Source organism: Actomonas spartinae (assembly GCF_051209155.1).
In the GTDB taxonomy this organism is placed as follows: Bacteria; Verrucomicrobiota; Verrucomicrobiia; order Opitutales; family Opitutaceae; genus Actomonas.
The window spans coordinates 1,751,195-1,763,782 of the sequence record NZ_JBPJGB010000001.1 but is presented as its reverse complement, the minus strand read 5'-3'; the positions used below and the strand labels follow the sequence as shown (position 1 = coordinate 1,763,782).

Annotated in this window: 10 protein-coding genes; all 10 read right to left on the bottom strand. The window is 64.6% G+C overall.

Annotated elements, in window-relative coordinates; all coding sequences use genetic code 11:
- Positions 1-3 precede the first annotated feature (3 nt).
- Complete coding sequence (locus AC0MRV_RS07160) at positions 4-1,710, bottom strand: GspE/PulE family protein (RefSeq protein WP_472763758.1); 1,707 nt, start codon at positions 1,708-1,710, stop codon at positions 4-6.
- Between the two features lie 6 nt (positions 1,711-1,716).
- Complete coding sequence (locus AC0MRV_RS07155; protein WP_472763757.1) at positions 1,717-2,367, bottom strand: hypothetical protein; 651 nt, start codon at positions 2,365-2,367, stop codon at positions 1,717-1,719.
- 35 nt (positions 2,368-2,402) lie between these two features.
- Positions 2,403-3,425, bottom strand: a complete 1,023-nt coding sequence (gene obgE / locus AC0MRV_RS07150) for a GTPase ObgE (protein WP_472763756.1) — start codon at positions 3,423-3,425, stop codon at positions 2,403-2,405.
- Between the two features lie 87 nt (positions 3,426-3,512).
- Positions 3,513-4,802: a cell division protein FtsZ gene (gene ftsZ, locus AC0MRV_RS07145; RefSeq protein WP_472763755.1), complete on the bottom strand. Its 1,290-nt coding sequence runs from the start codon at positions 4,800-4,802 to the stop codon at positions 3,513-3,515.
- Positions 4,803-4,813: 11 nt separating this feature from the next.
- The gene (gene ftsA / locus AC0MRV_RS07140) at positions 4,814-6,028 is read right to left on the bottom strand and encodes a cell division protein FtsA (RefSeq protein WP_472763754.1); all 1,215 of its coding nucleotides are present in this window, start codon (positions 6,026-6,028) and stop codon (positions 4,814-4,816) included.
- A gap of 12 nt (positions 6,029-6,040) precedes the next feature.
- Entirely contained in the window at positions 6,041-6,985 is a 945-nt protein-coding gene (locus tag AC0MRV_RS07135; RefSeq protein ID WP_472763753.1) for a cell division protein FtsQ/DivIB, read from the bottom strand.
- Complete coding sequence (locus AC0MRV_RS07130) at positions 6,982-7,932, bottom strand: D-alanine--D-alanine ligase family protein (protein WP_472763752.1); 951 nt, start codon at positions 7,930-7,932, stop codon at positions 6,982-6,984. Before AC0MRV_RS07130 ends, AC0MRV_RS07135 begins: the two co-directional genes overlap by 4 nt.
- Positions 7,929-10,268, bottom strand: a complete 2,340-nt coding sequence (gene murB, locus AC0MRV_RS07125; RefSeq protein ID WP_472763751.1) for a UDP-N-acetylmuramate dehydrogenase — start codon at positions 10,266-10,268, stop codon at positions 7,929-7,931. The genes AC0MRV_RS07130 and murB overlap by 4 nt, the downstream gene beginning before the upstream one ends.
- The gene (locus AC0MRV_RS07120) at positions 10,265-11,398 is read right to left on the bottom strand and encodes a UDP-N-acetylglucosamine--N-acetylmuramyl-(pentapeptide) pyrophosphoryl-undecaprenol N-acetylglucosamine transferase (protein WP_472763750.1); all 1,134 of its coding nucleotides are present in this window, start codon (positions 11,396-11,398) and stop codon (positions 10,265-10,267) included. The genes murB and AC0MRV_RS07120 overlap by 4 nt, the downstream gene beginning before the upstream one ends.
- On the bottom strand, positions 11,395-12,552 hold the full coding sequence (locus tag AC0MRV_RS07115) for an FtsW/RodA/SpoVE family cell cycle protein (RefSeq protein WP_472763749.1): 1,158 nt from the start codon (positions 12,550-12,552) through the stop codon (positions 11,395-11,397). The genes AC0MRV_RS07120 and AC0MRV_RS07115 overlap by 4 nt, the downstream gene beginning before the upstream one ends.
- Positions 12,553-12,588: the final 36 nt, after the last annotated feature.

The window sequence follows — 12,588 nt, the reverse complement described above, 5'->3', positions numbered from 1 at the left end:
GGATCACATGTCCGGCGGCACGTTGGACAGGGCCTCTTCGAAGGTCGTGACGCCTTCCTTGACCTTGAGCAGCGAATCCTGGTGCAGCGTCTTCATGCCGCTCTTCATACAGATGCGCTTCAGTTCCGCAGTGTCGGCTTCCTTGTTGATCGCTTCCACCAACTCCTCGTTGTTGATCATGAGTTCGTGGATACCGACGCGACCCTTGTAGCCGGTGCCGTTGCACTTCGGGCAACCGTCGGGATTGGCTTTGAAGATCTGGCCACTCCACCCGATCGCCTTTTCCAGGATCTCCTTCACCCGGCCTTCCGGCTCATACGGCTGCTTGCACTGCTTGCACACGCGACGCATGAGGCGCTGGGCGCAGACGCAGAGCAGTGACGAGGAGATCATGAACGGCTCCACACCCATGTCGGTGAGACGGGCCACCGTCGACGGCGCGTCGTTGGTGTGCAGGGTCGAGATGAGCAAGTGACCGGTGAGCGCGGCCTCGACCGCGATGTTGGCCGTCTCCTTGTCACGAATTTCACCCACCAGAATGATGTCGGGGTCCTGGCGCAGGAAGGCGCGCAGCGCGGACGCAAAGGTCAAACCGATCTGCCGGTGCATCTGCATCTGATTGATGCCCGCGAGCGTATACTCGATCGGATCCTCGGCGGTGCGGATGACGAGCTCGGGCGAGTTGATCTCGTTGAGCGCGGAGTAGAGCGTCATCGACTTACCCGAGCCGGTTGGACCGCAGTGCAGGATCATGCCGTAGGGCTGTTCGATGGCGCCGCGGTATTTTTCCAAATTCTCCTGCGAGAAACCGAGCGCGGTCATTGGCAGGGTCGACTTCTGCTTGTCGAGGATACGCATCACGACGCCTTCGCCATGATTGAGCGGCGCGGTGGAGACACGCAGGTCGACATCGAGCCCCTTGCGGGTGTATTGCTTGAACACGATACGGCCGTCCTGCGGCAGGCGACGCTCGGCGATATCGAGGTTGCACATGATCTTCAGACGGGCGACGAGCGCCGGACCGACTTTGCCGGGCAAACGCAGTTTCTCCTGACACACACCGTCGATGCGATAGCGCACGATGATCTCGTGCTCCCACGGCTCGATGTGAATATCGGAGGTGCCGGCGAAGTAGGCGTCTTCGATGATGCGGTTCGCCAGATCGATGATCGGGCCGGATTCCTCATCCGTGAGGTCATCGTCACCGCCTTCACCTTCGGCGCCAAATTCCATGCCGATGGCACTGACGACGTCGGCGAAGTCGGTGGGTTCGTTCTGGTTCTTCTTGAACTTCTCCCGGATGTCGGCCTCGCGACCGAGCATGCGCACGATCTGCTTGCCGGTCATTTCCGCGGCCTTGGAGACGATCGTAACGTCGAAGGGGTTGGCGACCGCGAGCAGGAACAACTCCCCGACTTCGCCAACCGGCAACACCATGTTCTCCTCACAAAACTCCTGCGGCAGACGCTCAAAAGTCCCGGCGTGCACCCGGTAGCGGGCCACGTTGAAGGGAGGTAACTTGAAGGCCTGGCTCTTGGCGACCTGGAGTTGGAAGGGGGTGATCTTGAAATCGTCGAGCAGCATCGCGTCGAGCTGCTCGCCGGTCATTTCCTCGGAGATCTCCGCGATGGCCGTGCGATGCTCATCGGTCAGCCGATCGGCCTCGTCGAGCGCGTTGATGATCTGGGTCTGGATCTTTCCTAGCGACATGATCGATCAGGGGTTGGCGGGGGAATCGGGGGGCGGGAACGCCGGCGCGGTGCCGGAGGCATCGGCGCTGCCGCCGGGCGGTGAGTCGGCGGCGGGCGGCGATTCCAGCGGCGGGCGGGAAGCACTCGGCACCGGGACGGGCGCGGCGACGGGTTTGGCGGCGGCGGCCTGCGCGTCGGCGTTCTCCATCGCCTCGATGAAATCAGCAACGCCTTCCAAGGTCGTGCCATACCACAGCACCCGACCGTCGTATCGATCTTCCCAATACTTGCGCACCGCCGGACTCAGGTAGTAGGCCGTGGCGATGAAGGTCATGTCCTCCTCCACGTCGAAGGGCACCGACCAGGTCACCCAGCAGGCCTCGCGCTCGAGCGTGAGCTTGAGGTCTTCGTTGGCCTCGTAGTGGCGCAGGTCGACCAACCCGATGCCCTCGTTGTCCCGCAGGTGCGACAACACGTCCTCTTCCTGCACCGCCTTCAGGTCGTAGGCGAGAATCCCCAGGACGGTGCGTTGGCGCGGGGAGCCGGTATTGATGAGTTCGAGCAGCTTCTCGTTGGCCGACTCCAGATCGTCGATCTTGATGAGATTGTGCTCCACGAGCTGCGCGCCGAGCAGGCGATTGGCGCGCATGAGCAAGGAACGGTGGGCGGACTTCATGGGCTCGGGGTCAGGAAACTAAAGTGGCAGGAGAATCAGGCGGAGGCCGGGGTCTCGGTCTGCGCGCGATCGGCACGCACCCGTTCGCGCAGGGCGGTTTTGAGCGCTTCGAGACCATCGCCGGTCTCGCACGAAATGGGGATGATCTCCACCTTGTGGCGGCGCTTGAACTTGGTGAGCCACGCTTTGGCTTCGGGCAGATCCATTTTGTTGGCCACCACGATGCGTGGTTTGTCCATCAGGGCGGCATCGTAGGCCTCCAACTCCGCCAGCAACACGGCATAATCCTCGCGGGGATCGCGCGCGTCGACCGCCGCCATATCGATGAGGAACATCAACACCGCGCAACGTTCGATGTGCCGCAGGAAGCGGTGACCCAGTCCCCGGTTGTCGCTCGCCCCTTCGATGAGGCCCGGCACATCGGCCAGCAACAGGCGGTCATATTCGGTCGGATAATGGATCACGCCGATCTGCGGGTGCAGCGTGGTGAAGGGATAGGCCGCCATGCGCGGACGCGCCTGCGTGATCTTGTTGGTGAGGGAAGATTTGCCGGCGTTGGGAAAGCCGACCAATCCGACATCGGCGATCGACTTGAGCACGAGGCGGTAGACGCCCTGTTCGCCCTCTTCCCCCGGATTGGCCCGACGCGGGGCGCGGTTGGTGGAGGACTTGAAGTGGGTGTTGCCCCAGCCGCCGTTCCCGCCCTTGCAGAGCACGATGCGTTGGTCGTGGGCGATGACTTCGGCCACGACCTGCCCGGTGGCTTCGTCGGTCACGAGGGTGCCGAGCGGCAGCTTGAGGATGGCGTGACGGCCCTCGCGGCCGTTGCAGTCCTTGCCCATGCCGTGCTCCCCGCGCTCGGCCTTCCAGTGGGGCTTGTATTTGAAGTCGATGAGATTGTTGGTGTTCTCATCGCCCAGCAAAACCACGTCGCCGCCCTTCCCGCCGTCCCCACCATTGGGGCCGCCAAAGGGCTCATACTTCTCGCGCCGAAAACTGATACAGCCGCGACCACCATCCCCGGCAAAGGCTTTGATGACGCATTCGTCGATAAACATGGGCGCGATCGTGCATAATCCCTCCCGCTTGCCAAGGGGAGGCTTTGTGAACCACGGGTAAACTTCCCGCGCGGGTGGCGAGCGACCTTAGAGGTTGATCTTGATCCCTTTGCGCAAGTAGGTCGGCACGTCCAGATCCTGCCCTTCGAAGAGATTTCGGTCCGTGCGTTCGAAGTGACCGCGATTCTCGGCGAGGGTTTGGAAGAAGAATTCGTTCTGCGACTCATCGGCCGTCGGGCGCTTGGATCGCGCCTTGCCCGTTGCCCCGGCGGCTTGCGGGACGGCCACGGGCTCGGACGTCTCCACGCGAGCGAGCTCCGCTTCCTTGGACGGCGAACTGGCCGTCGCGGGCAGCCGGGTGCGCCCCGAAGGACGACGCGGCGGCAGGCGGCCGCCGATGTCGCTGGTGCCGATCACACAGATTTCCACGCGGCCCTGCAGGTCTTCATCGATCACCGCGCCCATGATCACGTGCGAGTCGCGGCCGTAGCGTTCGGTGACCGCGGTCATGATCTCATTGACCTTGGCGAGGGTAAGATCGGTTCCTCCGACAATGTTGACCAGCAGGCGGTCGGCCTTGCGGGCATGTTCCGGGGTGGCCAGCAAAGGACAGAGATCGAGTCGGGCGATGGCCTGTGTCACGGCGTCCTCGCCCTCACCCCGACCGAGCCCAAACAAGGTCTTGCCGCCGCGGTGGTGGAAGGCCTGCCGCAGGGTCGCGAAGTCGAGATTGATGAGGCCGGTGCGGAACATCATGGCCCACACCGAACGCACGGCCTGGCCGATCCAGGCATCGGCGCGGGCAAAGGAATCGAGCGCGGTTTCACCATCGGCGGCTTCCTGCAACAGCACATCGTTGGGCAACGGAATGACCGCGTCGCAACTGCGGCGCAAGGCGAGCAAACCTTCCTCCGCCTGCTTCACGCGGCGGGCGCCTTCGAAGGTGAAGGGCATCGTGACGAACGCGATCACCAGGGCGCCGCTTTCGCTCGCCACGTCGGCCACGATCGGCGTCGCCCCACTGCCCGTGCCGCCCCCCATGCCGGCGATGAGAAACACGAGATCACAATCGCGCACCACTTCGGCGATCTTTTCGCGATCGGATTCCGCCGCGTCGTAGCCCAGATCCGGATCACCGCCGGCGCCGAGGCCGCGCGTGACGGCCGAGCCGATGAGCACCTTTTCCTCGAGCGGCGAGGCGTTGAGCGCCTGCAGGTCGGTGTTGATCGCGGCGAGGCGCAGGCGATCGAGGTTCTCCATCTTGAGGCGATCGACCGCGTTGCCGCCGGCGCCGCCGAGCCCGATGACTTTGATGGCAACATCGCCGTCCTCCATGACGGCGTTGTCGTTGGCGAGGGGAAGTTCGGTTGGGTTCATGGCGGGATGGATCAGGAGCCGACGGCGAAGAGTTTGCGGAGGAAGGTGCCACCACCCGAGCGGCGACGCTGGGTGGGACGGTCGCCCCGGGATTGCAGGCCAAAATAGAGGAGTCCCAGCACGGCCGTGTGCGTCGGATCCTGCAGTTTGTCTTCGATCCCCGGCGGCATCTGACCGCGTTGGGCATTCAACCCAAAGACCTGCGCCGCCGCGTCTTCGATGCCCGGCAGTTTGGAGGTGCCACCGGTCAGCATCACTCCGGCGGCGCAACGCTCCGGGGTGAGAGCCGGTCCGAGTTTCTTTTTGATGATTTCGAAGAGCTCCTCGATCCGGGCCGAGGTGATCGTCTCGATGGTCTGCTGCGGGAACTGGCGGTCACCGATCGCGTAGTCGCCGTTGAGCCAAACCTTTTTGCTCTTTTCGTGCGTCACCACGTTGGCGCGGCCGTGGCGCAGCTTGAGCTTCTCGGCCTGACCTTCCGTAACGCGCAAACCCAGCGTGAGGTCGTTCGTCAGGTGCTCGCCGCCCACCGGCACGACGCCGGTCATGAAGGGCACACCGTCGCGATAAAGCACATAGTCACTGGTGCCGGCGCCGATATCGATGACCAGCGCGCCATGCTGCCGATCCTGTTGAGTCGTCACCATCGTGCCCGACGCCAGACTGGAGAGAATCATGTCCCCCACCCGCACATCAAAACCGCGGATGACGTGAATGCTGTTGGCGATCATTGCCTCCTGCCCGTGCACGGTCCAATACCCCACCTCGAGCCGCTGGCCGTTGAGGTGCTCCGGATTCGCGCCGACCATCTTGCCGTCCAACAGATACGGACGACGAATGTGATGCACCACCATGCGGCCCTCCGGCAACGCCTTGGCTTTGGCGAGGCGGCAGACGGTGTCGATATCGACCTGGCTCACCATGTTGTCGGCCGCGCTGACGCTGACCGAGGCTTGATTGTAGAAACCCTCCAGGTGCCCGCCGGACTGCGCGAGGTAAACTTCGTCGATCTTCACCCCGGCACTTTGCTCGGCCGTGATCAGCGCGTTGTGCGCGGCGTCGCTGGCAGCTTTGAAATCGGTCACCACGCCCTTCATCACCCCGTGTGACTGACACTCGCCGAACCCGATGAGGTTGACCGAGTTTTGCACGATCTCTCCGATGAGGACGGCGATCTTGTTTGTGCCGATTTCAACGGCGCCAATGAAGCGGGATTTGGAACTCACGAGCGAAGAAGTTTAGCGAGGTTGAGCGGGAAAGCGGACGGAGGGTGCGCCGGCGCTGCCGGCGGAGAGATTGAGGGCAACCGGCACCTGTTCGGCGCCGACGGAAAGGTCGATGGATTGCAGCGGTTCGGGACGGTTCCGCACCTTCTCCAGGATGAGATCGAGCCGCGCCACCTGGGTGTAGAAATCCTCGCGCAGGCCGAAGATGATCCGCGGAACCTCGGAGGTCTGCACAATGATCTGACCGTCACGGGCGAGCTTGCCGAGCGAGACCACCTTCCACGTGGCGTAGAGCTCGGGCACGTTGCCCTGCGCGGTGGCGAGCAGATCGGCGACGCGGTCCATGCCTCCGAGGGGTTCGTAGCCACCGGGCCCCTCCAACAACTTCACTCCGCTGATCCACGGCAGCGAACGAACGTTGCCCGGGGTAAACTCGTGCCCCTCGAAAATCACCCCGTCCCGGCTGACGAGATAGTCATTCAATTCGCGGTCATCGAGCCGGGCGCGCAGGCGCACAACCGGGGAACGTTCCTCCAGATGAACCAAGAGCGTATCGGGAAACTTGCGACGCAAATCAGCCTTCCGCACCTGCCGATGCGCTTCCAACTTCGCCCGCAGCGCCCACAAATCGAGCTCCATCAAGCCGACGGTGGTGTCGAGTTGCAGCACCTCCTCCACCCAAGCCTGGGTCAATACGCCGTCGGTTTCCAACACGATGTGTTGCACCGGCTGGCCACCGGCCGCGGCGGTCAGCAGCGCAGGGTCGGTCTGCATGGTCTCGTAGAGCCGGAACCCGCCGTAGACCAGCACCAGCGCGAGCGCGATGAGGCCGATGTTGCGAAAGGTGCGCAGGGTAAGACGACGACGGCCCACCCGCGACATGGCCCGCGGCGTGATCTCTTGCGGGATGTCGCGCCAGTGACGCGCGGAGGGACTGGAGGTATCGGAATCGCTCATGGCTGGACCACGGTTTGCCGTCGGGCGTGGAAGCGCTCGCGTGCCGGCGCGACGAGTTCGCGCACCAACGCGGTGAAGTCCAAACCGTCACACTGCGCGCCCATCGGCAGCAGACTGGTTTCCTTCATCCCGGGCAGGGTGTTGATTTCAAGAAAGTGCACCTGTTCGTCCTCCGTCACCATAAAATCGATACGGCCGTAATCACGGCACCCGCAAGCCGCAAACGCGCGTTCAGCCTCAACCTGGGCGCGATTGGCCACCGCCGGCGGCAGGGGCGCCGGCGCGAGGTATTCCGTGAGACCTTTGGTGTATTTGGACGCGTAGTCGAAGACGCCCGACCGCGGCGCGATTTCCACCACCGGCAGGGCCCGGCCGTGCAGGATGCCGACGGTGATCTCGCGACCGTAAACTCGTTTTTCGACCAGCCACTCGCCTTCTTCGATTTCGGCCAACGCGGCCTCGATCTCGGCCACGGTGGCGCAGAGATGAAGCCCGACACTGCTGCCACCTTTGAGCGGCTTGATCACCACCGATGCGCCGAGGCGGTCGGCAATCCCGGACGCGGCAGGTTTCGCGTGGGCCTGGAAGATCAGACCGGGGATCACCGGCACGCCCGCCTCGGCGACGGTTTGCTTGGTGAGATTCTTGTCGAAGGTAAGTGCGCTGCTGGCGGCATCGCAGCCGGCGTAGGCGATGCCCGCTGCCTCCAGCAGACGCTGCATGCCGCCGTCCTCGCCGAAAGTGCCGTGCAAGGTGGAGAACACGAGGTCGCGCTCCGGGCGCAGCCCACGCGGCAGCTCCGCCTTCTGCACATCGATCAGCCGGGTCGGCCAGGCGCGCGCCAGCGCCACCGCACTGGCTTTGCCGGAGCCGAGCGACACCTCACGCTCGGTCGATACGCCTCCGCATAGCACCACAATTTGGAATTCACCGGGCAGCGCTCTCACAACACGTCCTCCCACTCGCTGCCGTAGAGCAGCACCTCGGGTTGCAGCAGGATGCCGGTCTGACGCTGCACCTCATCGCGGACCCTCCGCACCAACTCGATCACGTCGGCGCTGGAGGCCTTGCCCCGATTGATGATGAAATTGCCGTGCACGGCGGACACCTCGGCATCACCGATGCGCTCGCCCTTGAGCCCGCAGGCATCGATGAGCCGGCCGGCGGAATCGTCCTCCGGATTCTTGAAGATGCAGCCCGCGCTGGGCTCGCGCGGTTGGCTTTCCTGCCGCTTGGCGCGATAGACGTCGATCTGTCTGCCCACCGCGGAGGAGTTCGCGGTCGACGCCGGCCGCAAGGTCGCCCCCACCGCAATGCATTCGGCCAACTCGCGGCAATGGCGGTAACCCGTGTGCAACGCTTCGCGGCGCAAGGTAAGCGGTTCGCCTTCAGCCGTGACGACATCCACCGACTCCACCACGTCGAACATCCAGCCGCCCATCGCCCCGGCGTTCATGCGCAAAGCGCCGCCAATGTTGCCGGGAATGCCTTCCAAAAACTCAAATCCGGTCAGCCCCGCTTTGGCGGCGAGGCCGCAAAGGTTCTTGAGGCGCAGGCCCGCACCCACGCGCACGCGGCCATCGGCGAGTCGTGAAAAGGACTCCCAAGCCGGGCGCCGCAACGACACCACCACCGCGTCCACACCGGCATCCGGGACCAGCAGGTTGGAGCCGCGGCCCAACATCCGCACCGGCACGCCGGCGTCCCGGGCGATCCGCACCACCGCGCCGAGATCATCACGCGTTTCGGGTTCGACGTAGATCCGGGCCGTTCCGCCCACGCGCAGGGTGGTCTTGCTGGCCAAGGGCTCCTCGCGGGAAACCTTGGCCTCACTGGAGATTGCGGCCCGCAGCCGTTTGGCCAGGCCATCCCACTCGCCGGCTCGGGCGGCCTCATCGGCCAAGACCTGCAGCCATTCCCGGGCGCGTTTCTCGATATCGCCGGCGCCGACAAACACGACCACATCCCCGGGGCGACGTGACTGTCGCAACAATTCCAATACGCCGGTCGCGTCGCCCGGCAGGTAGTTCACCGGCAGACGTGGCGTTGCTTTGACCAGCTCGGCATAAAGATCCGCGGTCGTGCCGCCGGAGATCGGGGCCTCGCCGGCACCGTAGACATCCAGCAGGTGCAACGAGTCCGCCAAGGCCAGGGCGGCCGCAAACTCAGCCTTGAACTGCTTGGTGCGGCTGAAACGATGCGGTTGGAAAACCACCACGAGGCGCCCTTCGCCCTCGACCTCGCGCCGCACGCTGCCCAGCAAGGCGCGAATCTCCGCCGGATGGTGCGCGTAGTCCTCGATCACGGTCAGATCCGGACGCGCCAACAACACGGCCTGCCGGCGCCGCACGCCGCGATAATCGTCCAAACAGCCCGCCGTGGGCGTCTCGCCCATGAGGCAAACCGCCGCCAGCGCCGCAGTCGCGTTGAGCGCATTAAAATCACCGCGCGCATGCAGCGCCAGCGTAAGCGCGGGCAGGTCGCCCCCGACTTCGAGGGTTAACCCACCACGCTCGGCCGTGGCTTCGACCAAGCGGAAGTCACCACTGCGACCAAAAGTCACGGTGCGCGCATGGCCGCTGCGCGCGAGCAGGCGGCCGCTCAGCGCGCACCCATCCCAGCCCAACACCGTCTGGCGCGTGCGGTTCACGAGACCACCGAAGGTCGCGACGAGTTGTTCCTCGGCGGCGTAGTGATCGGCGTGGTCCCAATCGAGGTTCACCAACACCGTGATCTCCGGTCGAAAATGTTCGATCGTGCCGTCGCTTTCATCGACTTCGGCCACCAACCAGTCGCCATGCCCGACCGCGGCCGGCGCGACCGCGTCGTCAATCCACAAGCCACCGAGCACGTAATCCACCTCGCAGCCAATGCCGCGCAGTGCGCTTACCAGCATCGCGGTGGTGGTGGTCTTGCCGTGCGATCCGCACACCGCGACGAGACGGCAATCGTTGGCGAGTTCGGCCAACACTTCGCCCCGGCGCGCGACCTGCACGCCGCGCTCTTGCGCCCTGCGCCGCGTCGGATGCGTCAGCGGCACCGCCGTGGACACGATCACCAGATCGCACGCGTCGGGCAGCTGGCCGCTTTCGGCCAAGCGCACGCCCGCGCGCTCCAGTTGCACCGCCATCGCGGGCGTGAGCGCCGCGTCTTCTCCGCTCACGTTCCAGCCCCGCGCCGCCAGATAGATGGCCAGCGGCCCCAAGCCCATGCCGCCGACGCCCACCGCATGGATGCGGCGAACGGCGCGACCGAAGAGCAGGTTGGAGCCGGTGGATTTCATGCCGGGGCGAGCCAGGGGGTTCCGGTGTGGTGGTCCTTTTCGCCTTTCGCGATCGAAGCGATGTCGGCGAACATGAGGTCTAGGGTGCTGGCCAGCGCGAGGTGACCGACATTGGCCCGCAGTTCCGCCAGTCGGGCGTCATCGGTGATCTGCGCGAGCACGTGTTCCGTGAGCGTCGCGATCTCGGATTCCTCCACCACCCACCCCCCGCCCGAGCTCGCGAACTCGAGCGCGTTGGCGGTTTGGTGACCATCGGCCGCATACGGGTAAGGCACAAGCACGGCCGGCACGCCCACCTCGACGAGCTCCGCCAGGGTGCCGGCACCGGAACGCGAGACGACCAAATCGGCCGCGGACAAGGCCGCCGCCATGTCATCGCAGAACGGCAAAAGGGTGTGCCGAATGCCAGCGCCGTCGGGGCCGGCCAAGTCCTGAGTCTCCGCCTCGCTCTTGCCCGGCCCGGTGACCACGAGCATTTGCACGCCGCGCGCGGCGAGCGTCGCGGCCGCGTCGGTAGCCCAATGGTTCAGCGCCTGCGCGCCTTGGCTGCCGCCGAGCACCACGACCGTGGGCCGGTTGGGATCGAGGCCAAACTTATGCGCACTCTCCCCCCGTGGGCGACGTTGAATTTCGTCGCGCACCGGCAAACCGGCATGGCGCAGCTTGCGCGGCGCGGCTTGCGGCAGCTGGATGCCGCGCGGCACGTAGACCCGCTTGGCAAAACGCGCCAGCGAGCGCACGGCCCGTCCCGGCACGCGATTGGCTTCATGCAATGCAACCGGCACGCCGCGCACCCAACCTGCGACAATCACCGCCGCGGTCGTGAAACCGCCGAAGCCCATGATCATGCGCGGCCTTTCGCGGCGGATGAGTTTCCAAGCGTAGATGAATCCCCGGGTCTGTGAGACCGCGAAACGCAGCACGCCCGGCAAGGTGAGCAGCAGGGGCGCGCCCTGAATGCTTTGGAAACGGCGCTGCGGGTATTTTTCGGTCAGCTGGCGATCGATGCTCTTGTTGGAAATGAGCAAGAGGGAACTGAATCCGCGACGCTCCATCTCCTCGGCCAACGCGATACCCGGCGTGAGGTGTCCGCCAGTGCCACCGCAGGCGATCAGGAAATCGGCACTCATGCGACCACCTCCTCAAGTTCGCGTTCGCGACGGCCGAAACGGGGTTTGGCCCAGGTGCGCGCACTGTTGATGATGATGCCGATCAACAAGCCCATGAGCAACAGATTGGAGAGTCCCGCGCTGATGAACGGCAGGGACATGCCTTTGGTTGGCAGCAGACCCGTGACCACCCCCAGGTTCACGATCGCCTGCAGGCTGATGAGCAGGATCGCGCCAGCGACGAGCAGAAACTGAAACAGGTTCGGCGCCCGACGCAGGTGCATGAGACCGAACAGGAAAATGATCGCGAAGGTGACCACGACGCCGAGCGTCACGCGCAGGCCGAGTTCCTCGCCCATCACCGCGAAGATGAAGTCGGTGTGCGCCTCGGGCAGGAAGTGGTTCTGCTGCCGCCCTTGGCCGATACCCGCGCCATTCACACCACCCACCGCAAAGGCCGCGAGCGATTGGTAGAGTTGGTAGGTGCCGTCGAGCTTGTTGGCCTCGACATCGAGAAACGCGGTGAAGCGATGCAGCCGGTTCGGATTGTTGATGACCAACACCGCAAAACCCGCGACCACCGCGCCGAGCGTGGGCAGAATGTAGAGCCAACGCGCACCGGCGAGGAAGAGCAGCAGCACGCCGACCGCCACGATGAGGGCGGCGGTGCCGAAGTCCGGCTGCAGGAGCACCAAGCCGGCAAAGACGCCGATGAGCGCAATGGGGAAAACATAACCGCGCTTGAATTCACCGATGCGCGTCTGGTTGATGGCCAGATAATGCGCGAGGCAGAAAACCATCGCCAGTTTGGCGAACTCGGATGCCTGCAGCCGAACGGGACCGACGCCCAGCCAGCGCCGGCTGCCATTGACGGAAATGCCAATGCCCGGGATGGCGGTCAGCAACAAGGTCACGAGCGAAACCGCGCCCATGATCCAGGCGAAACGCCGCAAGTATTCGAGGTCCATGCGGCTGACCAACAGGCAGAGCACCACCGCGCCGGAGATCCCGACGGATTGTTTGACGAGATAAAAGAAGGGCCAGGACGACTTGGCGGCGGTCGCGCTGAACAAGACCGGCAGGCCCACGATCATCAACCCCAACACACAGAGCACGATGACCATGACCGGACTCTGCGCCATGGCGGTGGGAGATTTGGCGGGGGACTTCTTCACGTGGCGGGTGGTGCGGATGGAATCGGAGCGTGTGGT

Excerpts from the sequence above, each read along its gene's own strand:
- AC0MRV_RS07160 (WP_472763758.1), bottom strand. The coding sequence starts at position 1,710 with ATGTCGCTAGGAAAGATCCAGACCCAGATCATCAACGCGCTCGACGAG.
- AC0MRV_RS07155 (WP_472763757.1), bottom strand. The coding sequence starts at position 2,367 with ATGAAGTCCGCCCACCGTTCCTTGCTCATGCGCGCCAATCGCCTGCTC.
- obgE (WP_472763756.1), bottom strand. The coding sequence starts at position 3,425 with ATGTTTATCGACGAATGCGTCATCAAAGCCTTTGCCGGGGATGGTGGT.
- ftsZ (WP_472763755.1), bottom strand. The coding sequence starts at position 4,802 with ATGAACCCAACCGAACTTCCCCTCGCCAACGACAACGCCGTCATGGAG.
- AC0MRV_RS07135 (WP_472763753.1), bottom strand. The coding sequence starts at position 6,985 with ATGAGCGATTCCGATACCTCCAGTCCCTCCGCGCGTCACTGGCGCGAC.
- murB (WP_472763751.1), bottom strand. The coding sequence starts at position 10,268 with ATGAAATCCACCGGCTCCAACCTGCTCTTCGGTCGCGCCGTTCGCCGC.
- AC0MRV_RS07120 (WP_472763750.1), bottom strand. The coding sequence starts at position 11,398 with ATGAGTGCCGATTTCCTGATCGCCTGCGGTGGCACTGGCGGACACCTC.